20 protein-coding genes are annotated in these 21,038 nt (G+C 60.2%); 15 read left to right on the forward strand and 5 right to left on the reverse strand.

Features of this window, described 5'->3' with window-relative positions; genetic code table 11:
* Positions 1-52 precede the first annotated feature (52 nt).
* Positions 53-265, reverse strand: coding sequence for a DUF1653 domain-containing protein (locus tag NMD14_13205; protein ID XEI31730.1), 213 nt, complete (start codon positions 263-265; stop codon positions 53-55).
* Positions 266-646: 381 nt separating this feature from the next.
* Here NMD14_13205 and NMD14_13210 point away from each other — a divergent pair, with 381 nt between their 5' ends.
* Positions 647-1,861 carry a pyridoxal phosphate-dependent aminotransferase gene (locus NMD14_13210; protein ID XEI31731.1) on the forward strand — a complete coding sequence of 405 codons (1,215 nt, stop codon included), beginning with the start codon at positions 647-649 and terminating at the stop codon, positions 1,859-1,861.
* 194 nt (positions 1,862-2,055) lie between these two features.
* Here the strand turns inward: NMD14_13210 and NMD14_13215 are convergent, their stop codons facing one another.
* Positions 2,056-3,249 (reverse strand): trans-2-enoyl-CoA reductase family protein, encoded by a 1,194-nt coding sequence (locus NMD14_13215; protein ID XEI31732.1) that lies wholly within the window; start codon positions 3,247-3,249, stop codon positions 2,056-2,058.
* 480 nt (positions 3,250-3,729) lie between these two features.
* On the opposite strand from NMD14_13215, the gene NMD14_13220 reads away from it, so the two are divergent.
* The 3 genes from NMD14_13220 to NMD14_13230 all read left to right on the forward strand — a co-directional run bounded on the left by NMD14_13220 (position 3,730) and on the right by NMD14_13230 (position 7,023).
* The gene (locus tag NMD14_13220) at positions 3,730-4,485 is read left to right on the forward strand and encodes an ABC transporter substrate-binding protein (GenBank protein ID XEI31733.1); all 756 of its coding nucleotides are present in this window, start codon (positions 3,730-3,732) and stop codon (positions 4,483-4,485) included.
* Between the two features lie 363 nt (positions 4,486-4,848).
* A complete protein-coding gene (locus tag NMD14_13225; protein ID XEI31734.1) occupies positions 4,849-6,192 on the forward strand; it encodes an anaerobic C4-dicarboxylate transporter in 1,344 nt (447 codons plus the stop codon).
* Positions 6,193-6,366: 174 nt separating this feature from the next.
* On the forward strand, positions 6,367-7,023 hold the full coding sequence (locus tag NMD14_13230; GenBank protein XEI31735.1) for a diphthine--ammonia ligase: 657 nt from the start codon (positions 6,367-6,369) through the stop codon (positions 7,021-7,023).
* 140 nt (positions 7,024-7,163) lie between these two features.
* Here NMD14_13230 and NMD14_13235 read toward each other — a convergent pair whose 3' ends face one another.
* Entirely contained in the window at positions 7,164-8,303 is a 1,140-nt protein-coding gene (locus NMD14_13235) for a M20 family metallopeptidase (protein ID XEI31736.1), read from the reverse strand.
* Between the two features lie 134 nt (positions 8,304-8,437).
* Positions 8,438-9,814, reverse strand: coding sequence for a C4-dicarboxylate transporter DcuC (gene dcuC / locus NMD14_13240; GenBank protein ID XEI31737.1), 1,377 nt, complete (start codon positions 9,812-9,814; stop codon positions 8,438-8,440).
* 285 nt (positions 9,815-10,099) lie between these two features.
* On the opposite strand from dcuC, the gene NMD14_13245 reads away from it, so the two are divergent.
* From NMD14_13245 to NMD14_13280, 8 genes are all read left to right on the forward strand, one after another.
* Positions 10,100-10,414 (forward strand): hypothetical protein, encoded by a 315-nt coding sequence (locus NMD14_13245; protein ID XEI31738.1) that lies wholly within the window; start codon positions 10,100-10,102, stop codon positions 10,412-10,414.
* A gap of 319 nt (positions 10,415-10,733) precedes the next feature.
* Positions 10,734-11,084: an ArsC family reductase gene (locus NMD14_13250; protein XEI31739.1), complete on the forward strand. Its 351-nt coding sequence runs from the start codon at positions 10,734-10,736 to the stop codon at positions 11,082-11,084.
* A gap of 22 nt (positions 11,085-11,106) precedes the next feature.
* Positions 11,107-12,234, forward strand: a complete 1,128-nt coding sequence (dapE, locus tag NMD14_13255) for a succinyl-diaminopimelate desuccinylase (protein XEI31740.1) — start codon at positions 11,107-11,109, stop codon at positions 12,232-12,234.
* Complete coding sequence (locus NMD14_13260; GenBank protein XEI31741.1) at positions 12,231-12,920, forward strand: M15 family metallopeptidase; 690 nt, start codon at positions 12,231-12,233, stop codon at positions 12,918-12,920. The genes dapE and NMD14_13260 overlap by 4 nt, the downstream gene beginning before the upstream one ends.
* Positions 12,917-13,063 (forward strand): hypothetical protein, encoded by a 147-nt coding sequence (locus tag NMD14_13265; protein ID XEI31742.1) that lies wholly within the window; start codon positions 12,917-12,919, stop codon positions 13,061-13,063. The genes NMD14_13260 and NMD14_13265 overlap by 4 nt, the downstream gene beginning before the upstream one ends.
* A 278-nt stretch (positions 13,064-13,341) precedes the next feature.
* Complete coding sequence (locus NMD14_13270; protein ID XEI31743.1) at positions 13,342-15,069, forward strand: potassium/proton antiporter; 1,728 nt, start codon at positions 13,342-13,344, stop codon at positions 15,067-15,069.
* A 43-nt stretch (positions 15,070-15,112) separates the two neighbouring features.
* Complete coding sequence (locus NMD14_13275; protein XEI31744.1) at positions 15,113-16,216, forward strand: protein O-GlcNAcase; 1,104 nt, start codon at positions 15,113-15,115, stop codon at positions 16,214-16,216.
* A 30-nt stretch (positions 16,217-16,246) separates the two neighbouring features.
* Positions 16,247-17,455: a cation:proton antiporter gene (locus NMD14_13280; GenBank protein ID XEI31745.1), complete on the forward strand. Its 1,209-nt coding sequence runs from the start codon at positions 16,247-16,249 to the stop codon at positions 17,453-17,455.
* A 73-nt stretch (positions 17,456-17,528) separates the two neighbouring features.
* Here NMD14_13280 and NMD14_13285 read toward each other — a convergent pair whose 3' ends face one another.
* Positions 17,529-18,161, reverse strand: coding sequence for a LysE family translocator (locus NMD14_13285; protein XEI31746.1), 633 nt, complete (start codon positions 18,159-18,161; stop codon positions 17,529-17,531).
* A gap of 231 nt (positions 18,162-18,392) precedes the next feature.
* On the opposite strand from NMD14_13285, the gene NMD14_13290 reads away from it, so the two are divergent.
* The 3 genes from NMD14_13290 to NMD14_13300 all read left to right on the forward strand — a co-directional run bounded on the left by NMD14_13290 (position 18,393) and on the right by NMD14_13300 (position 21,014).
* The gene (locus tag NMD14_13290) at positions 18,393-20,015 is read left to right on the forward strand and encodes a methyl-accepting chemotaxis protein (protein XEI31747.1); all 1,623 of its coding nucleotides are present in this window, start codon (positions 18,393-18,395) and stop codon (positions 20,013-20,015) included.
* A gap of 175 nt (positions 20,016-20,190) precedes the next feature.
* Positions 20,191-20,721 carry a DUF1523 family protein gene (locus NMD14_13295; protein XEI31748.1) on the forward strand — a complete coding sequence of 177 codons (531 nt, stop codon included), beginning with the start codon at positions 20,191-20,193 and terminating at the stop codon, positions 20,719-20,721.
* Positions 20,718-21,014: a winged helix-turn-helix domain-containing protein gene (locus tag NMD14_13300; protein ID XEI31749.1), complete on the forward strand. Its 297-nt coding sequence runs from the start codon at positions 20,718-20,720 to the stop codon at positions 21,012-21,014. Before NMD14_13295 ends, NMD14_13300 begins: the two co-directional genes overlap by 4 nt.
* The last annotated feature ends 24 nt before the right edge of the window (positions 21,015-21,038 follow it).

Below are 21,038 nucleotides of genomic sequence, written 5' to 3' on the forward strand. Positions count from 1 at the left end.
GGAGCAGTCACCTCAATTGCTCATCTGTTGAACGATATAAACGGAGGTGTGGTCAGTTTCCTGCCGGTGCAAAGCGGCTGACAATCTGTCCCTGATGCTCAATCCACTCCATGAACATGGCGACAGGGCGGGCATAGACCTGACCATCCTGCTCCGATTGATAGATCACCAACTGCTCCTGGGTTTCGGTATGCAGGGCCAGGGCCAGCACTTGATAGTAACCCCCCTTGAAGTGGCGATAGCGGCCGGGAACGGGTGCATGCATGGGAAAACCTCGCAGGAGTAAAAGTCGATGAGCGAACCACGTAAAGATGACACCGTCGGTGTCATGCAACTCATCGAAAAGGGGGACGAATACGATTTTTCACACAAGCCAATCGTGCCATAGGATCCGGATATTGCAACACAGTCGGGCAGCTTTGTTAATTCACTCCCCATGTTTCACTGGTGAACCTCGGCTAGCACAAACGATCATGCTGAATTTAACGTTCTGGCAACCCTGTTTTATGGCTAAAAATCAGGGAATTCTTCTAAAAAGAGGATTGTTCTAGCATTCAATTCTGTGAAGAATAGGGGAAAAGAAATTTGATACTAAAAATCGCCTTTTTCGCCAACGCGTCCCCATGGGGAAGGAATCACAGTCACCATGTTCACTATCGACAAGTCGCACAAGCTCGACGATGTCTGCTATGACATCCGCGGCCCGGTGCATAAAGAAGCCCGCCGTCTCGAAGACGAAGGTCACCGCATTCTCAAGCTCAACATCGGCAACCCCGCTCCGTTTGGTTTCGATGCGCCAGAAGAGATCATCAAGGATGTGATCCTCAACATGCCGCTGAGTCAGGGCTACTGCGACTCCAAGGGGCTGTTTTCTGCCCGTAAAGCGGTGATGCAGTACTACCAGCAAAAAGGGATGCGCAAGGTCGATATCGATGATATCTACATCGGCAATGGCGCCAGCGAGCTGATCGTGATGGCGATGCAGGCACTGCTCAATAACGGCGACGAGATGCTGGTGCCCTCCCCCGACTACCCGCTCTGGACTGCCGCCGTCACCCTCTCCGGTGGCCATGCGGTGCACTACCGCTGCGACGAAGGGGCCGATTGGTATCCGGATCTCGACGATATCCGCGCCCGCATCACCCCGCGCACCCGCGGCCTGGTGCTGATCAACCCCAACAACCCGACCGGCGCCGTCTACGGCAGCGAGTTCCTGCTGGAAGTGATCGAGATCGCCCGCCAGCACAACCTCATCATTTTCGCCGATGAGATCTACGACAAGATCCTCTACGACGACATCTCCCACACCAGCGTCTGCACCCTGTGTGACGACGTGATGGTGGTGACCTTCAACGGCCTCTCCAAGGCCTACCGTGCCTGCGGCTTCCGCCAGGGCTGGATGGTCATTACCGGCCCCAAGGGCCGTGCCCGCGGTTACATTGAAGGACTGGAGATGCTGGCCTCCATGCGGCTGTGTGCCAACGTGCCGATGCAGCACGCCATCCAGACCGCTCTTGGCGGCTACCAGAGCATCAACGAGCTGATCCTGCCGGGCGGCCGTCTGCGCCGCCAGCGCGACAAGGCATGGGAGCTGCTCAACGACATTCCTGGCGTCTCCTGCGTCAAACCCAAGGGGGCACTCTACATGTTCCCGCGCCTCGACCCCAAGGTGTATGACATCCGCGATGACCAGAAGATGGTGTTCGACCTGCTGCAACAGGAGAAGCTGCTGCTGGTGCAGGGTACCGGTTTCAACTGGCCGGCACCGGATCACTTCCGGCTGGTGTTCCTGCCCCGCGAAGAGGAGCTGGAAGAGGCCATTGGCCGCCTCGCCCGCTTCCTCAAGAGCTACAAACAGTAAGCATAACTCATCGCAACAAAAAAAGGCTCCTTTGGAGCCTTTTTTTGTTGCGCACCATGATGCTGGCAACTCATGTGGCACTATCCCTCTCACGACCATAGTGCGAGGTAACCACGCCACCGCAACACCATTGCGTTGATATAAAAGCCCCCTCTTTTTCCAAAGAGAGGGCCCTGTTTTCACTTGCGTCAGGATCAGAGCTCGACCACGTCGAATTTCACATCCGGATTCACATCCGCATCGTAATCGACCTCGGCCAGACCGAAACCGAACAGGCGCAGGAACTCCTGCTTGTAGCCGGTGTAATCAGTCAACTCGGAAAGATTCTCGCTGGTAATGGAAGGCCACAGGTCGCGGCAGGTCTGCTGCACGTCTTCGCGTAGTTCCCAGTCATCCATGCGGATACGAGCCTGATCGTCCAGCGCCATGTCGGACGCGTAGAGACGGGTGCGCATCATGCGATCCACCTGCTCCATGCAGCCCTCGTGAATGCCCTTCTCCTTCATGATCTTAAAGGCCATGGAGATATAGAGCGGCATCACCGGAATGGCGGAAGAGGCCTGGGTCACCACGGATTTCAGCACAGCCACGTGAGCGGTGCCACCCTTGGCAGCCAGGTCACCACGGATGGCGGCAGCGGCGCGGTCCAGATCTTCCTTGGCGCGGCCCAGAGTACCGTGCCAGTAGATGGGCCAGGTCAGATCGGTGCCGATGTAGGAGTAGGCCACAGACTTGGCGCCGTCGGCCAGCACGCCGGCATCACGCAGGGCAGCCATCCACAGCTCCCAATCCTGACCGCCCATCACGGTGATGGTGTTCTGGATCTCTTCCTCATTCGCCGGCTCGACGGTGGCGGTGATGATCTGATCCTTGTTGGTGTCGATGGCAGTGGTGGTGTAGACCTCACCGATGGGTTTGAGGGCAGAGCGCACCACTTCGCCGGTGTCCGGCAGCTTGCGCACCGGCGAGGCCAGGGAATAAACCACCAGATCAATCTGACCCAGATCCTGCTTGATGAGCTCGATCACCTTGGCGCGGCACTCGTTGGAGAAGGCATCGCCGTTGATGCTCTTGGCGTAGAGACCTGCCTCTTTGGCGGCCTTGTCGAAGGCGGCGGAGTTGTACCAGCCAGCAGTACCGGTCTTTGACTCGGTGCCCGCTTTTTCAAAGAAAACGCCGAGGGTGGCAGCGCCGGAGCCAAAGGCGGCGGCAATGCGGGAAGCCAGGCCATAACCGGTGGAAGCGCCGATCACCAACACCTTCTTGGGACCATTCTCGATGGTGCCCTTGGCCTGGGTATAAGCGATCTGGCGACGAACATTGGCTTCACAACCGACCGGGTGAGTGGTGGTGCAGATAAAGCCGCGAACCTTGGGTTTGATGATCATATGGGGTCTCGGATCCGTTTAATGGATGAAATCGGGGCATAAGATACCTCATCTTGCCGCGATAAGGTGCTCTGATGTGTAGCCCGCCGCCGAAAATGAAAAAGACTGACGGGAAAATGAAAAACGACCCGCCCGGCGGGTGCCTGATCCCGAGGCCGTGGCAGCCCCACTCCGCGAGGCGCTCGGCACCCCATCGAGTAAAAGAGGTTGTTTTCCACATCGCGCCCCCAATCATCATGAGAACTCACTCGAACCACCGACACCGACAGGGAACAGCGTCGTCTCTCGTGACTGGTCGCGTTATTAGTACGACGGCGTGCGGCTAGAGCGGGAAAACGGCTCACAGACAGGCTAGGTACATTGACGCAAACGATGTCCGAAAATCAGTTCAAGCTTGCAGATAAGGAGAAGTCCAGACTTTTTTATTACCCCCATTATGGGTAATACTCAGAACCAATCGACACAAGGAATCGGTCGTTCATGGGATATCGTCAGCTTCTGACACTCTTGCTGCTATGGCTTCCCCTGCAACTGCGGGCAGAGCCTGTGCACCTGACCACCCTGGAGTGGCCGCCCTATACCAGCCAACATCTCCCTGATGGTGGCCTTATCGGCCATATCGTCAAGCGCGCCTTTGCCGAGGCGGGGCTTGAGGTACAATTTGACTTTTATTCCTGGCAGCGAGCCATATGGCTGGCGTCCGATCCCACCCAGCACTACAGCGGCTACTTCCCCAGATACTTCGCCGATGATCTGGATAAACGGTGGCATATCTCCACCAGCGTGGGCAATAGTGTGCTGGGCATGGCGCAGCAAGCCGGCCCTCTCATCCACTGGCGTCGACTCGAAGATCTCGCCTCCTACCGGATTGGCGTCGTCGCCGGTTATATCAATACCCGTGAATTTGATGCCCTGATGACAAGCAAGCGCCTCAACACCTTTGCGGTGGACAGCGATCACCTCAACTTGCGAAAATTACAGCGAGATCGGCTCGATCTGGCTGTTATCGATCGGGATGTTTTCTACTGGCTCACCTACCACGATGACAAACTCCACCCCGCACAGTTGCAGTTCAACCCGAAGCTCCTCGGGCACAAGAGCCTGCACATCATGTTCCGTCCCGATCAGCAGGCGCTGCAGCAGCGGGTGGACAAGGCACTCGCCAGACTCGATATCAAGAAGTTAAGCGAACAGTATCAGCATCACTATCTGCTATCAGCGCCTCCCCTCCAATGAGCCGCGTCGTAGAACGCCCCATTTGGCGGAAAAAGATGGCGTGAACCCGCGTTTTTCCTGCCTCTTATCCCGAGTTCAACACCTTTCTTACCGCTGTGTTTCTCATCACGATGCCCCTGACTGCGTCCTGACAAACAGGCCTTGATTGACACCAATTACCTGAAAGGTGAGGTTTTTTGTCAGCACGTAGTTTTTAAGTTCTTTAATCTGACATTCATCGAGTTATTGAAGTACTTCAACTTTTTCGTCGAGACGGGAGAGCAGAATAGCAACTAACCCTTTTGGGCTAAATAAAACAGACAATGACAATTCATGGTTCAGGCTACCCGCGGCAATATGGGTTGAATCACACGAGGTAACGGAATGATCTTGATGGAATTTTTGGTGGTACTCGGCTGCTTGCTGCTGGGTACCCGCTTTGGGGGCATGGGACTCGGTCTCATCAGTGGTATCGGTCTGTTCCTGCTGACCTTCGTCTTCGGCCTGGTGCCGGGCGAACCGCCGGTGCAGGTGATGCTGACCATTCTGGCGGTGATCGGCTGTGCCGCCACCCTGCAGACTGCCGGTGGCCTCAACCTGATGATGCAGGTGGCCGAGCGTCTGCTGCGCCGTCACCCACAATACATCACTATCCTGGCGCCGCTCACGACCTGGACCCTCACCTTCCTGTGCGGTACCGGCCACGTGGTCTACACCATGTTCCCCATCATCGCTGACATCGCGCTGCAGAAGAACATCCGTCCCGAACGCCCGATGGCCGTGGCCTCCGTTGCCTCCCAGATGGCCATCTGCGCCTCCCCGGTCTCCGTTGCCGTGGTCTCCATGGTCTCCATTCTGGCGGCCGGTCACGGTATCGGTCAGGCTTACGGCCTGCTCGACATCCTGATGATCGCCATCCCCTCCTCCCTGACCGGTGTCATCGTGGCAGCCCTGTGGAGCCTGCGTCGCGGCAAGGATCTGGACAAGGACGAAGAGTTCCAGGCCAAGATCAAAGACCCGGAGCAGCGTGCCTTCATCTACGGCGGTGGTGAAACCCTGCTCAACACCAAGTTCCCGAAAGAGGCCTACTGGTCTACCTGGATCTTCTTCGCCGCCATCGCTGCCGTGGTATTGCTCGGTGCCAACGAAGGTCTGCGTCCGGTGTTCACCATCAAGGACAAGACCGGCCCGCTCTCCATGAACCTGGTGATCCAGATGATGATGCTGATCGCCGGTGCCATCATCCTGATGCGCTGCAAGGTCAAGCCGGGCGAGATCGCCAACGGTGCCGTCTTCAAGGCGGGTATGGTCGCCATCTTCTCCGTATTCGGGGTGGCATGGATGAGTGAGACCTTCTTCCAGGCCCACATGCCGCTGCTCAAAGAGACGCTGGCCCACGTGGTACAGGCCCAGCCCTGGACCTACGCCCTGGTGCTGTTCCTCATCTCCAAGCTGGTAAACAGCCAGGCTGCCGCCCTCACCGCCATCGCCCCCATGGGTCTGGCGCTGGGTGTTGAACCCAAGCTGCTGATCGCTTTCCTGCCGGCCAGCTACGGCTACTTCGTGTTGCCGACCTACCCGAGCGATCTGGCCTGTATCGGCTTCGACCGCTCCGGCACCACCCGCATCGGCAAGTTCATCATCAACCACAGCTTCATCATTCCAGGGCTGATCGGGGTGGTGACCTCCTGCTCGCTGGGCTTTATCCTGACCAGCATCCTGCTCTAATCGCAGCGGCATTTACCACGCCATTGCAATACAGGCCCCCGCTTCGGGGGCCTGCTCTTTTCCCCGCACTGTTACCCCAACCATTTCCCCGCAGCCATTTCCGGACACTATGCCTTTACCTCTGCCCCCGCCGCTGGGTAGCATGCCCCCTCGTTCACCACCGGAATCTCATTCATGTCTCGCGTCATCCTGCTCTGGAGCGGTGGCAAAGATGCCATGCTGGCCCTCTGTCATGCCCGTCAGGCGGGCCATCAGGTGGTGGCACTGGCCACCTTTGCGCCACCAGAGCCCCACTTTCTCGCTCACCCCTTGCCGCTGGTGCGCCTTCAGGCGGAAGCCCTCGGGCTGCCCCATCTGCTGGTTACCATAGAAGCGCCGTTCGAACAGAGTTATGAGACGGCGCTGAGTCGCTTGCAGCAGGAGTGGGTTCTGGATGGGGTGGTGACCGGCGATATCGACAGCGTAGGGGGCGCACCAAACTGGATCCGCGAACGCTGCCAGCCGCTCGGGCTCACCGTCCACACCCCGCTCTGGCAGCAATCTCGTCAAACCTTGCTGGCGGATATGCTGGCCCGCGGCATCGTCGCCCACCTCTCCTGCGTCGATACCCGGGTACTGACCCCCGAGTGGGTGGGACGCACCCTCGATGCCGCCACCCTCAGCGATCTGCAGCAACTGGCCGAGCGCGAGGGCTTCGATGCCTGCGGCGAGCAAGGGGAGTACCACACCATGGTGACCGACGGCCCGGGCTTTGCCGCCCCGCTGCGCCTCGATGGCTGGCAGGTGGCGCGGCAGGATCATCTGGCCTATCTGGCCAAGCCGCAGGGGTAACGGCCTCAAACCATCTGGCCTTCTCACTCCGCGCGCGCGAAAAATCGAGATAAAAAACGGGAGGCAACAGCCTCCCGTTGGGGGTTGAGCGAACCCATTTTGAGCGGACCAATGACGCCCAGGACAGGGGATAAAGCGGCTTATTTCGCCAGCTTGCCCAGCACCCGCTGCAGCAGACGGATGCGCGGCTCGATGCTGTCGAGCAGCAGGAATTCCGCCTCCGAGTGGAAACCACCGCCCATGGGGCCGAAACCATCGAGGGACGGCACCCCCTCGGCGGCGGTGAAGTTGGCATCCGAACCACCACCGGCCTCCAGCCAGTTGAAGGAGATCCCCTCCTCTTTCGCAGCCGCCTCCACCAGCGTCATCAGCACCTCTGTGTCGCCACTCGGGCGCATCGCCGGCTTGAAGGTCTGGCGATCCACCTCGACCCGACAGCCTGCGAGGAAGGGGTTGTTGGCCATAAAGGTGAGCCGGTCGTGCACCGCAGCAGCCTCTTCGTTACTCCAGAAGCGCAGATCCACGATCGCCTCGGCAAAGTCCGGCACCACGTTGACGCCGGTGCCGCCCTGTACCACCCCCACGTTCATGGTGGTGCCCGTGGTCATGTTGACCTGCTCGTTGATGGCCAGCACCCAGTGCGCCAACTCGGTGATGGCAGAGACCCCTTCGGTCAGGGCCGAACCGGCATGGGACGCCTTGCCGTGGAAGGTGATGCGGTACTTGGCATTGCCCTTGCGAGCGCTGATGAGATCCCCGCTGGGGCGCGCCGCTTCAGCCACCAGCACGCAGCTACTCTGCTTGGCACGCTCGACTAGCCAATCCTTGGACCAAGGGGAACCCACCTCCTCGTCGCAGTTGTAGCAGACCAGCACCTTGAGCTTGGCAAGCAATGCCGGATCCATCTCTTTGAGGGCATACCAGATAGAGAGCAGGCCGCTCTTCATGTCCGACACACCGGGGCCAAAGGCTTGATTGCCTTCGATTTTAAGTGGGCGCTTGGCCGCCGTCCCCTCGGGGAAGACGGTATCCATGTGGCCGCACAGCATCACGTCGTAGTGATCGGCACCCGGCGCATTGGTGATCTCGAGGCAGGGGCCACACTCGGCAGCGAACTGGTGGCGGGTCACCTGCCAGCCGATGGCCTCATATTTCTCGGTCATGATGTCGGCGACCCGAGCTACCCCGGTCGGGGTGCGGGTACCGCAATCAAGATTGATAAGCGGGGCCAGATCGGCCAAATAGCTATCGAGGGAAAACGGGCTCTTTACAACTGTCATTATCGTCTCCATGCACCAATCAGCCTTGATAGCCGATCGTCTATTGCAACAATGCGACACAGTGAGAAAAGGGCGGGCAGCCATGCCACCCGCCCGACCGGTAACGTCCAAATACCACTACATGACCCACATCACTACATAAACAGCAGATAGTTGAGTACCAACGCCGTCACCAGTGCGCCAGCCATGGGCACGCTGGTGCGCTTGATCACCACGAAGGGCGATACCTTGGCAATCCCCGCGCAGGCGATCACCACCGCCGCGATGGGGGAGACGGTGCGCCCGATACTGGAGGCCAGCTGCATCGGCAGCAACATGGTGACCGCCGGTACGCCAAACTTGGCGGCCACCGCCGGTGCCAGGCTCGAGAAGCTGAGGAACGCTGCGTTGCCGGATCCCATGATGACCGCAGCCACCATGATCAGCGCCACCATCACCAGCGTCATCAGGCCGCTGCCGATACCGGCATTGCTGGCAGAGTGCAGCAGGGTGTCGATGGCACCGATGGCCTTGAGGGATTCGGCAAACAGCTCGGCACAGACGATCAGCGCAACTACCGGGCCAAACACCTTGCCCATGCCGTCGAGGAAGCTCGACAGCCCGGCAAACGCGGTACGCACCGAGCGGCTACGCAGCAGCTCGCACAGCATGCCGATAAAGACCGACAGCAGCATGGCAACTTCCACGCTCATCTTGATGTCGCTCACCAGCAGCTTGGAGAAGGTCATCATCAGCGCAAAGGGGATGATCGGCAGCAAGGCATACCAGGTCGGCGCCGTTACCTCATCGGCACCCTGCTCGTCCAGCTCGGCGTGATCGCCGCGATGCAGGGCCGGATCCCAGCCATCCTGGCGATCGCAGTGACGCTGCCAGAAAAAGTGCAGCACCATGGTCACCAGCAGCATGGGGGCCACCAGCCAGATCTGGTAGTCGACGAAATAGCTGGTCGGATCCATGCCGGATTGACCAGCCGAGAAGATGGCGTTGGTCTGGGTCGGGCCGATTTCAAACGCCTGGGAAGTGGCGATAACGCCACAGGCGGAGGCCGGACTGATGCCGAGGTTGCGCATTACCGGATACATGGTGACCATCAACAGCAGGCCAAGACCGGTGGCAGAGGTAACGAACAGGGAGACGAATACCGCCACCAGATAGCAGATGGAGAGCATCAGGTAGCTGGACTGGATGCCCGCCACCGGCTTGACCGCCACCCGCACCAGCGCCTGGGAGGCACCTATATGGGACATGTAGGTGGCAAAACCCGCCACCGCCATGATGGTGAGGCCCAGCCCTGCCGCACGGTAGGAGAAAATCCCCTTGAACACCTCGAACAGGTCGAACAGGGCGAAGCCGGTGCTCTTGTCAGCGGGCAGAATGGGGTGCAGCCCCAACCAGTAGGCCACGGTGAAAATGGCCATACCGGCCAGCGCCAGCACCGCCTGCGGGTTGTAATCCTTGATAATGCCGTAGACCACGACGACCAGAACGAGCAAGACGAATAAAAGTTCCAATATTCACTCCTGATAAATTTATTGAAGGGCGAAATCTAGTGTTCTGACCACGGTTTGCCTTTGATCCCTATCAAGAAAGGTGCCGTCATCGGGATTTATCAGCAGAATATGTCAGCTATGTAACAATTTTTCGTTATTTCAACTACCGAAAAACCTTTGTCACCCCTTATCCGGGCATTGTGTGACGCGACTCCCCTCTTTTTTGCGTTGGATCAACATATGACGACGCCGAAGTGGCGAAGATGCGCTTCGACATATAGCGACCATTTCGCGCCGGAGAGAGTTATGACAAGCCAAGCCACCGCAGGTGCTTCGACCTGCGACTACAAGCTGTGGGACATCCTCGTCGAGTCTGCAAAGGAACGCACTACCATTCGTTACTCCAAACTGGCCAAGCAGGCCGGGCTGGAGCAGTGCCAGGATGAACTGCGCACCCTGCTGCAACGCATCCGCATGTACTGCACCGAAAACAACCTGCCGATCCTCTCCGCCATCGTGGTGGACGACGTGGGCAAATACACTGGCCTCTCTTCCGGCCTGCCTGATGCCCCCTGGGAACGAGCCCGGGTCTTTGACCATGAGTGGAGCACCCTGCACTGATTGAGGTGCTTGATGATGCCGACCAAAACGCGCCCGCTGGCGCGTTTTGGCTATCTGGCGTTTGCCCCGTCTCTTTTTCTCCAGCAATAGCCGCTTTTCTCCCGCAATAACCGCCCCCATCGGACACTCCCGCCGCACAGCTTCTCACCTTGAGCTCAAAAGTGCCGTTCAGGTGCGACCAGTCACGATAATCCCCTCACTCCAGACCATCGGCGTTGCCATGGGATCGCCACAATGCCAGAATCGGGCCCTTGCACTCTGTTGATTCGGATTTTCGGGACGCGGCCCACGGCCAGCGCCCACAAGAGAAGGACGCCCCATGGCCACCACCCTCTATGGCATCAAGAACTGCGACACCATCAAGAAAGCCCGCAAGTGGCTGGATGAGGCCGGTATCGACTACCGTTTTCACGACCACCGCGCCGACGGCCTGAACCCCGACGATCTGGACAGCTGGCTGGCAAAACTCGGCTGGGAAGCCCTGCTCAACAGTCGTGGCACCACCTTCCGCGCCCTGCCGGATGAGGCCAAACAGGGGCTCGATACCGCCAAAGCGCGCGCCCTGCTGCTGGAACACCCGGCCATGATCAAGCGCCCGCTGCTGGATCGTGACGGCGAGCTGACCCTGGGTTTCAAGGCTGATCACTACCAATCCCTCTTCTCTCGTTAAACTTTTTTGCTAAGGAACGCTGATGTCGGATGTCATCGCACTGGCCAAGGATCTGATCCGCCGCCCCTCCGTTACCCCCCTCGATGAAGGGTGCCAGACCCTGATGGCGGAGCGCCTCGCCAGGATCGGGTTTGTTATCGAGCCCATGGTGTTTGAGGACACCACCAACCTCTGGGCCCGCCGTGGCAGCGAAGGGCCGCTGTTCTGCTTCGCCGGCCACACCGACGTGGTGCCCGCCGGGCCGCTGGACAAATGGCACACCCCACCGTTCGAGCCGACCATCAAGGATGGCGTGCTCTACGGGCGCGGCGCCGCCGACATGAAGGGCTCACTGGCTTCCATGGTGGTAGCGGTCGAGCGCTTCGTGGCCGAGCATCCGGATCACAACGGGTCGATTGCTTTTCTCATCACCTCCGATGAGGAGGGGCCCTTTATCAATGGCACCACCCGGGTGATCGACACCCTGGAGGCCCGCAACGAGAAGATCCGCTGGTGCATCGTCGGCGAGCCCTCCTCTACCGCCGTGGTAGGGGATGTGGTGAAGAACGGCCGCCGCGGCTCCATCACCGGCGATCTGCTGGTGCGCGGGGTGCAGGGGCATGTGGCCTATCCCCATCTGGCTGACAACCCGATCCACAAGGCGGCGCCAGCGCTGGCCGAGCTTGCCGCGACCGTGTGGGATGAGGGCAACGCCTACTTCCCTCCCACCAGCTTCCAGATCGCCAACATCTCGGCCGGCACCGGCGCCTCCAACGTCATTCCGGGCGAGCTGCACGTCCAGTTCAACTTCCGCTTCAGTACCGAACTGACCGACATGGATATCCGCGAGCGGGTCGAAGCGCTGCTGGATAGACATGGCCTCGATTATCAGCTGAGCTGGACCCTCTCCGGCCAACCTTTCCTCACCGACACCGGCGCACTGCTCGATGCCGCCGTGGCGGCCATCGAGGCGGTGAACGGTCAGCGACCAGCCCTGCTCACCACCGGCGGCACCTCCGACGGGCGCTTTATCGCCCCCACCGGCGCCGAGGTGATTGAGCTTGGGCCCGTCAACGCCACCATTCACAAGGTGAACGAGTGCGTGAAGGCGGACGATCTGGATCTGCTGGCGGACATGTACCAAGGGGTGCTCGAGAGATTGCTGGCATGACGCAGGAACAACTGCTGGGGCTCGATGAGAGCCACCTTATTCTGGTGGGGCGCGGCCCTCATCGGCTGACCGCAGCCACCGCGGCGGCCTTCAACGACATGCAGGTGGCGGCCGCCTATGAGGGGTTCAACCTGCAGGCAGCCTCCAGCTGGCGCAGCTTCGAGCGCCAGCTCGCCATCTGGAATGGCAAGTGGCGCGGTGAGCGACCGCTGCTCGATGCCAACAGCCAGCCCATCGATGCCCTGCAACTAAGCGAGGTGGAGCGGCTGCACGCCATCCTGCGCTGGAGCGCCCTGCCCGGCACCAGCCGTCACCACTGGGGGACCGATCTCGATATCTACGACCCGGACTGCCTGCCCGCCGATACCAAACTGGCACTGGAGCCGTGGGAGTATGAAGCCGGGGGCTGGTTTGCGGATCTCAGCGAGTGGCTCAGCGATCATATGAGCGACTTCGGCTTCTTCCTGCCCTATGCCAAACCAGTCGGTGCAGGTAGCGGCGTCGCCTACGAGCCCTGGCATATCAGCTTCTCGCTGGAGTCCGACGAGCAGCGACTCGATCCCGCGGCACTGGCGCTTTGTCTGCAACAGGCGGATATTGAAGGCAAGTCGACCATATTGGCCAACCTTGATGAAATTTTGGCCCGTTATGTCACCACCTGTCCTGACGAAAGGAAAATCCCATGAATCTCTGGCTGTGGATAGGGTTGCCGCTGCTGTTCCTGCTCGGGCTGTTTCTCAATGCCATCAAAGACATGAAACGGCTGGAGAAGCAGTTGCCCAACTACAAGGACAAGATCCGCGAAGTGAAGGATGACGAGGACGACTGAATCCCGCCCCCATCCCGTGGGGAGCGCCCTTGTGCTCCCCTCTCCCTCTGCTGTGCCGTTTCGCGTTTCCCGCCCTCTCCGTCCTGCGCATCCTGAAATCGACGCTCCTTTGACTCCGCTTTCGTTAACCCCGTTACAGTCAGAATATGGCGCTGCCATGCAGGGAAAAGGGATTAAAAATGTAAAAAAATGCAAATTGATGCACAATAAAGCCACACAGGGGGGGATTAACTGCATATAATGTGCCTACTTTGCACATTACAGGAAGGAGTTCGCCCTTGGATGCCGCTACCATCAACAGTTTCTTTTTTGTCGCGGCCCTGTTGGTGGGAGCAAGCGTACTGTTGAGCGCCCTCTCTTCCCGCCTCGGTATTCCCATTCTGGTCATCTTCCTCGCCGTCGGTATGCTGGCGGGTGAGGATGGCCCAGGTGGCATCCACTTCGCTGACTACTCCATCGCCTATCTGGTGGGCAACCTGGCGCTCGCCATCATCCTGCTCGACGGCGGCATGCGCACCCGGGTCTCCTCATTCCGGGTGGCGCTCTGGCCTGCCCTCTCGCTCGCCACGGTCGGGGTGGCCATCACCACCGGCCTGACGGGTCTGGCCGCCGCCTGGCTGTTTGACCTCAACCTGATGCAGGGGATGCTGATCGGCGCCATCGTCGGCTCCACCGATGCGGCAGCGGTCTTCTCACTGCTCGGCGGGCGCAGTCTCAACGAGCGGGTAAGCGCCACCCTGGAGATAGAGTCAGGCAGCAACGACCCGATGGCGGTGTTTCTCACCGTCACCCTGATCGAGGTGCTCGCTACTGCCCAGCAAGGACTGGATGGGGGCTTCCTGCTGCTGCAACTGGTCAAGCAGTTTGGTCTTGGCGCCGGGATTGGCCTTGGCGGCGGCTGGCTGTTGTGGAAACTCATCAACACCGCCCGCCTGGCCCCCGGCCTCTATCCGCTGCTCACCGTCAGCGGCGGCCTGCTGATCTTCGCCCTCACCACGGCGGTGGGTGGCAGCGGGATCCTCGCCATCTATCTCACCGGCCTGTTGCTCGGCAACCTCTCCCTGCGCAGCCGCAGCACCACCTTGTCGGTGCTGGACGGTCTGACCTGGCTCAGCCAGATCGGCATGTTTCTGGTGCTGGGCCTGCTGGCGACCCCCAGCAACCTGCTGCCCATCGCCCTGCCGGCGCTGGCGCTGGCGATGTGGATGATCCTGTTTGCCCGCCCGATGTCAGTCTGGATCGGGCTGCTGCCGTTCAAGAACTTCGCCCCGCGCGAGCGCTGGTTTATCTCCTGGGTCGGCTTGCGCGGCGCCGTGCCGATCATTCTGGCGGTGTTCCCCATGATGGCGGGGCTGCCCAACGCCCAGCTCTACTTCAACGTCGCCTTCTTCGTGGTGCTGGTCTCGCTGATTTTGCAGGGTAGCTCGCTGCCGCTGGCATCAAAACTGGCGCGGGTGGAGGTGCCAGCACCGCCGTCGCCCATCAACCGCTCCGGGCTCGAGATCGATCTCGACAGCCAGTGGGAGACCTTCGTCTACCAGCTGGGGGAGGAGAAGTGGTGCATCGGTTCGCCGCTGCGGGATCTGCAGATGCCTGCCGGCACCCGGATCTGCGCCCTGTTTCGTGGCCGCGAGCTGCTCCACCCCTCGGGCAGTACCTGTCTGCAGGCCGATGACATCCTCTGCGTGATCGGCCACGAGCGCGACCTCCCCGCCCTCGGCCAGCTGTTCAGTCAGGCGCCGGAGCAGGATCTCGGCCCCCGCTTCTTCGGTGACTTCCTGCTGGAGGCGGCGGCACGGCTGGTGGATCTCGCCCCTCTCTACGGGCTGGATGTGAGCGAGGTGGCGGATCAGACACTGGGGGATTTTATTGCCAGCCAGTTGGGCGATAATCTGGTGGTCGGTGACAACATCGAATGGCAGGGCCTGATCTGGACCGTGGCCGAAATGGACGAGAGCGTGCCGAGCAAGATCGGGGTGCGCTTTCAGGAAGAGGACCCGGTCTGACCGACCGTCCCGTATCAAGTCCCCAGCAAGAAGGGAGAGTGTTATGCCATATCAAAGTTTACTGTCCGGCCCCCTGCCCCCCGCGGCCAATCTGGGGGTCATTGAAGGCTTTTTTGGCAAGGGATGGAGCTGGCAGGCCCGCGCCCGCTACGCCCAGTGGCTGCCGCGCCACGGTTACGGCTTCTATATCTACGCCCCGAAAGAGGATGGTTATCTGCGCAAGCACTGGGCACTCCCCTGGCCCGAGCAACAGCTGGCGGATCTCGCCGAGCTGGCGCGCCAGTGCCGCGCCAACGGGCTCGCCTTCGGCGTGGGCTTAAGCCCCATGGGGGCGCATCACGACTACGATCGCAAGCGCCCGGCGCTGCTCGAAAAAGTGCGCCTGATCGACGAGATGCTCCAGCCCGATATTTTGGCGGTGCTGTTTGACGACATGAAGGGGGATACCCCGGATCTGGCCCGTCACCAGCTCACCATCGCCCACGATATTGCAGCGTACAGCAAGGCGGCCCGCCTCATCTCCTGCCCCAGCTACTACTCGACCGATCCGGTGCTGGAGAAGGTGTTTGGCGCCATGCCCCCCCGCTATCTGGAGGAGCTTGGCGAGCAGCTTGACCGCCGCTTCGAGATCTTCTGGACCGGCCCCAAGGTCTGCTCCAGCGAGTATCCGGCGAGCCACCTCAAACAGGTGACCGAACTGCTCGGCCGCAAACCCTTTTTGTGGGACAACTACCCGGTCAACGATGGCAGCAAGGCAAGCAGCTACCTCCATCTGCGCGCCTTCGAGAACCGCCCCGCCGAGCTGGCAGAGCTGGTCAGTGGCCATGCGGTCAATCCGATGAAGCAGGCGGCGCTCTCCGCCCTGCCGCTCGCCACCCTGCCGATGAGCTACCGACTCGGCAAGCAGTACGATCCCGACAAGGCGCTGCACGCCGCCCTCAACGCCACCTGCGGCCCGCAGATCTCGGCGATGATCGAGGCCGATCTGCCGCTGTTTCAGGATCTGGGGCTGGCGCAGCTCACCCCCCAGCAGATTACCACCCTCAAGGTGCGCTATCTGCCGTTTCGGGATCAAGCCTGCGTCGACGAAATCGTGCGCTGGCTGGATGGGGAGTATGTGTTTGACCCCGACTGCCTGACTGATTAAACAGCCCCGCAGGGGCAGAAAGGAGGTTGTATGGATGCACACCTGCTTTACCAGAACCTGGCGGTGATCGCCGCTTTCTTGATGGTCTATAGCCTGATCGCCGGGCGCTTCGAATCAAAACTGGTCAACGGCCCCTTGCTGTTTATGCTGGCGGGCTGGCTGCTGGGGCCGGGTGGTGTGGAGCTGATCGCCCTCTCCATCGACAGCGATGGCATCAAGCTGCTGGCCGAGCTCTCGCTGGTCATCGTGCTGTTCAACGATGCCGCCAACACCAACTGGCAGGTGTTGCTGGCCAACCGCCAGCTCCCGATCCGGCTGTTGCTGATCGGTCTGCCCCTCACCCTGCTCTGTGGCGCCCTGTTTGGTCACTGGCTCTTCCCCGACTTGCCACTGCTGGAGATGGCGATCCTCTCCACCATACTCGCCCCCACCGATGCGGCGCTCGGCAAAGCGGTAGTAAGCAACCCGGCCGTACCGGCACCGGTGCGCGAAGGGCTCAATCAGGAGAGCGGCCTCAACGATGGCATCTGCGTGCCGGTGCTGCTTCTGCTGCTGGCCCTTATCGCCCCCACCGAGCAGCACACAGGCACCGCGACACTTGCTATCACCCTGATGCTGGAGGAGATCGGCATTGGCCTATTGGTCGCCTTTGTGCTGACCAGCCTCACCATCCGGCTGCTAAAAATCTCCTATCTCAACGGCTGGCAACTGCCGCTGTGGCGCCAGCTCACCATGCCGGGGCTGGCCCTGCTCTGCTTCGCGCTGGCCCAGAGCCTGGGAGGCAGCGGCTTTATCGCCGCCTTTGTCGGCGGTCTCTTTATCGGACGCAGACTCGGTGAACACAAGCACGCCTATATGGATAGCTGCGAGGGGTATGGCGACCTGCTCTCAGTGGTGATCTGGATGGTGTTCGGCGCCACCCTGCTCCCCATGCTGCCGGAGCTGATGCACTGGCAATACTGGCTCTATGCGGTTGCCAGCCTCACCCTGCTGCGGATGGTGCCAGTCTGGCTGAGCCTTATCGGCACCGGCCTCAAGCCGGAGCTCAAGCTCTTTATCGGCTGGTTCGGGCCGCGGGGCCTTGCCAGCATCGTCTTTGCGGTGATGGTGCTGCAAAACCAGCCGGCGCTGCTCGGCCAACGCCCCATCATCGCCACCGTGCTCTGCACTATCATCCTGAGCGTGTTGCTCCACGGCCTCACCGCCAACCCCTGGGTCGCACGTTTCAAACCCCGCTGAACCACTTGGCACTCATAAAAAATGCCACCGACCGGTGGCATTTTTCTTGTCTGGTGCGGGTCACTGACAGCTCTTAACCAAGCGCCAGCCAGACGCCCACTCCCAGCATCAGGGTACCGGCGATGCGGTTCATCAGAGTGACGTTGCCGCTCTTGGCGAGGAAGTGACGCAGGGTGCGACCACCACTGGCGTAGAGCAACAGGCAAGAGAACTCGATGATCAGAATAAGCGCCACCAGCGAGGTGATCTGCGGTGCCATCGGTTTGCTGGCCGAAATAAACGGCGGCAACAGAGAGATCATAAAGGCCCACCCCTTGGGGTTGGCGATGGCGGTGACAAAGCCCTGCACCGCCAGCCCCATGGCGCTGGTCTGCTGGCCGGCCGAGAGATCCGCCGGAATGGCCATCTTCCCCTTGGCCTGCCACATCTGAATGCCGAGCCACACCAGATAGGCCCCCCCCACATATTTGAAGGCGGCGAAGATCCCCGGATAGTTGAGCATGATGGCGGCCACCCCGATCACCGACAGCACCGAGACCAGCCCGACCCCGATCAGCTCCCCCCACATCATGTGCAGGGTACGGCGCACCCCCAGACTCATCCCCAGGGTCATCGACAGGGTCATGCACATGCCGGGGGTCACCGAGACAAAGAAAAAGGTCGGGATAAACAGAGCCAGAATGGCCGGATCGATCCAGCTGGACACAACACACCTCCATACGACGAGCGCGGGAAATCACGAAAACGGGACAGGATTGACACAACCCAGCCAGTTGTACCACATATTCAGGGGATAAAGCGCTCAGCCATGCCTAAATGGCCCCTTTCTCACAAGAAAAAACCTTATCTTCCGCTCATTTCAACAATAAAAGCCTGTGACAGATCCTGACGTTCACGTGTAATATCTCGGCTCCTCCAATTCCGGATAGAACCATTTATGTCATTGAATAATATATCAATACGCATCCAGGTCTTGATACCTTTGCTGCTGGCCAGCCTGCTGATGATGGTGATGATTGCCATCAGCAAACAGGGTCTGGACGAAGCCATCAGTGACATAGATGAGACGACCCAGAGCGTGGTCCAGAACAAGGACGACATCGCCAAACTGATCCACGCCACCTACCATCTGCGCACCAGCGCCATCTATGGCCTCTACGATGCCAAGCAGTTTGCCGCACTGCCCACCAACCTCAACAACGCCGAGCAGGAGATCAACACCATCCTCGGCCGGCTGGTGATCCACGGGGCCGAGCAGGATAACCGCCAGGTCGCTGCCGCCCTGCAGGCCTACCTCAGCCATACCCGCGGCAACATGCTGCCGCTGCTGGCGCAAAAACATCAGGGTGGCGGCGATCCGGTCGCCTACGAGGCGGCCCGCCTCCATTTTCGCGAGCTGGGTGAACAGCTGATCAAGCAGATCGACAGCCTGTCGGCCCACATCAATCAGCTGATCCAGCAAGAGCTGGCCCGAGAGCAGGCCCACTACGATGCCACACTGTTGCGTACCCTGCTGCTCACCGCCGGCACCCTGCTGGCGGCGCTGATCTTCGGCTGGGTGCTCTCCGGTCGCATCGTCAGCCCCATCGGTCAGCTGCAAGAGGTGATGCACGCCGTGGCGCAAGGGCGCTTCAACGTGCGCGCCAAAGCGGAGGGCAACAACGAGCTGACCCGTTTGGCCAAAGATATCAACCTCACTCTGGGGCAACTTGGTAGCACCATCGAAACCCTGACCGGGATCAGCAACAGCGTCGCCTCCGCCGCCACCGAGCTGGCCGCCGTGATGACCCAGTCCGAGGCCAATGCAAGGCAGCAGCACAGCGAGATCGAACAAGTCGCCTCCGCCGTGACTGAGCTTTCCAGCACCGCTGACAACGTCAACCACAACGCCGCCATCGCCGATGAACTGGCGCGCGATGCCAATGGCCGGGTCGAACAGGGACTCGCCCTCTTTACCGAAAGCATCGCCGCCAACAGCCGGATGGCGGGCAGTCTGGAAGATGCCGCCGCCATCGTGGCCCAGCTCAAATCCCAGTCCGAGCAGATCGGCAAGGTGATTGAAGTGATCCAGGGGATCTCCGAGCAGACCAACCTGCTGGCGCTCAATGCCGCCATCGAAGCGGCCCGTGCCGGTGAAACGGGGCGTGGTTTTGCGGTGGTGGCCGACGAGGTGAGAATGCTGGCGGCCCGCACCCAGGACTCCACCAAGGAGATCCAGACCATCATCGAGCGGCTGCAGAGCCAGTCCCAATCCGCCAACAACGGCGTGCAGGAGACCCTGGAGATCCTCAGCCATAACCAGCGCCTCTCGGCTCAGGTGCAGGAGCTGCTGAGCGGCATTACCGGTGCCGTGCGCCAGATCAACGACGCCAACGCCCAGGTGGCCACCGCCGCCGAGGAACAATCCTGCGTCACTGCCGACATCAACCGTAACATCACCAACATCCACGAGATCGTGAGCCAGAGCTCCGCCGGCATCAGCCAGAGCGCCAGTGCCAGCAACGACCTCTCCCAGCTCGCCGAGCAGCAACGCAAGCAACTGGCCCAATTCCAGCTGTAAGCGCACAAAGTGAACCAGACAAAAAGGCCCGCGAGGGCCTTTCTTGTTGATGGGGCAATGGCTTTGTCTCTGTTTTAAACACGATTTTTTGGCTTATGGAGCCATAAGGGGCTGGGCTGCCCCCTCAAATATCGGTATGGTAGAGGCACGTTACTCCCCCTCACGTGAGCACACCATGAGCCTGAGATTCAAAAAACCCGCCTTTATCGCTTTAGGGCTCATCGCCCTCATTTCCGCCACCTGGCTCGACTTCTATCTGCCGGAGCACACCATCGCCACCATCACCGGGGTCGAGGTGAAGCGTACCGACAAAGATGGCCCCATCAACCAGAAGAACCCGGCTGACGGCCCCACCACCGACGTCTACTACATCTATACCGAGCGCCCCGGCGAGCAGATCCGGGTGTTCCGCAATGAAGATACCGAGTGGGGCTGGCCCTTCTACTTCAAGTTCAACGCCGCCGATGTGCAGGCCAAAGCCAAATCAATGGAGTTCGAGAAACGTCTGGCCATCATTACCTCCTACGGCTGGCGCGTGAACATGTTCTCTCTGTTCCCCAACGTAACAAAAATTGAGAGTACTGAGCCTGACGCCTCCACCTGGAGCTTCTTCCGCTGGTTCTGGTTCGGTCTCTGGGCACTGGTGATGGGCAAAGCAGCCATTGCGACCTGGCGCTACTTCGATCGTCTTGAGGACGAGATATGAGTGAGCCGAGTAAAACCCGCACCAGTTTCTACCGGCGGCTCTACGTGGCTTGGCTGATCAGCCAGGGCACGGATACGGTGCCCGCCATCATGGAAGCGACCGGCATGCCGCGCCGCACCGCGCAAGATACTCTAAGCGCGCTGGCCGAACTCGACATCAGCTGCGCCTTCGAGCAGACCGAAGGGGCTCGCCACCTGCAGGGACACTACCGCATCAGCAACTGGGGTCCCATCAATCCTGACTGGATCAAGGCTCAGCTGCCGCTTATCAAGGAGACGCTGAGCTATCCCTGATCCGGGAAACGCTCTGCCTCAGCA

This window comes from Aeromonas veronii, from assembly GCA_041319085.1.
Classification (GTDB): domain Bacteria; phylum Pseudomonadota; class Gammaproteobacteria; order Enterobacterales; family Aeromonadaceae; genus Aeromonas; species Aeromonas veronii_F.

What these genes read in the sequence shown, in the direction of transcription:
- NMD14_13260 (XEI31741.1), top strand. Translation starts at nt 12,231, where the DNA reads ATGACGCAGGAACAACTGCTGGGGCTCGATGAGAGCCACCTTATTCTG.
- NMD14_13280 (XEI31745.1), top strand. Translation starts at nt 16,247, where the DNA reads ATGGATGCACACCTGCTTTACCAGAACCTGGCGGTGATCGCCGCTTTC.
- NMD14_13235 (XEI31736.1), bottom strand. Translation starts at nt 8,303, where the DNA reads ATGACAGTTGTAAAGAGCCCGTTTTCCCTCGATAGCTATTTGGCCGAT.
- NMD14_13295 (XEI31748.1), top strand. Translation starts at nt 20,191, where the DNA reads ATGAGCCTGAGATTCAAAAAACCCGCCTTTATCGCTTTAGGGCTCATC.
- NMD14_13205 (XEI31730.1), bottom strand. Translation starts at nt 265, where the DNA reads ATGCATGCACCCGTTCCCGGCCGCTATCGCCACTTCAAGGGGGGTTAC.
- NMD14_13245 (XEI31738.1), top strand. Translation starts at nt 10,100, where the DNA reads ATGACAAGCCAAGCCACCGCAGGTGCTTCGACCTGCGACTACAAGCTG.
- NMD14_13275 (XEI31744.1), top strand. Translation starts at nt 15,113, where the DNA reads ATGCCATATCAAAGTTTACTGTCCGGCCCCCTGCCCCCCGCGGCCAAT.
- NMD14_13220 (XEI31733.1), top strand. Translation starts at nt 3,730, where the DNA reads ATGGGATATCGTCAGCTTCTGACACTCTTGCTGCTATGGCTTCCCCTG.
- NMD14_13290 (XEI31747.1), top strand. Translation starts at nt 18,393, where the DNA reads ATGTCATTGAATAATATATCAATACGCATCCAGGTCTTGATACCTTTG.
- NMD14_13300 (XEI31749.1), top strand. Translation starts at nt 20,718, where the DNA reads ATGAGTGAGCCGAGTAAAACCCGCACCAGTTTCTACCGGCGGCTCTAC.
- NMD14_13225 (XEI31734.1), top strand. Translation starts at nt 4,849, where the DNA reads ATGATCTTGATGGAATTTTTGGTGGTACTCGGCTGCTTGCTGCTGGGT.
- NMD14_13250 (XEI31739.1), top strand. Translation starts at nt 10,734, where the DNA reads ATGGCCACCACCCTCTATGGCATCAAGAACTGCGACACCATCAAGAAA.
- dapE (XEI31740.1), top strand. Translation starts at nt 11,107, where the DNA reads ATGTCGGATGTCATCGCACTGGCCAAGGATCTGATCCGCCGCCCCTCC.
- NMD14_13265 (XEI31742.1), top strand. Translation starts at nt 12,917, where the DNA reads ATGAATCTCTGGCTGTGGATAGGGTTGCCGCTGCTGTTCCTGCTCGGG.
- NMD14_13215 (XEI31732.1), bottom strand. Translation starts at nt 3,249, where the DNA reads ATGATCATCAAACCCAAGGTTCGCGGCTTTATCTGCACCACCACTCAC.
- NMD14_13230 (XEI31735.1), top strand. Translation starts at nt 6,367, where the DNA reads ATGTCTCGCGTCATCCTGCTCTGGAGCGGTGGCAAAGATGCCATGCTG.
- NMD14_13210 (XEI31731.1), top strand. Translation starts at nt 647, where the DNA reads ATGTTCACTATCGACAAGTCGCACAAGCTCGACGATGTCTGCTATGAC.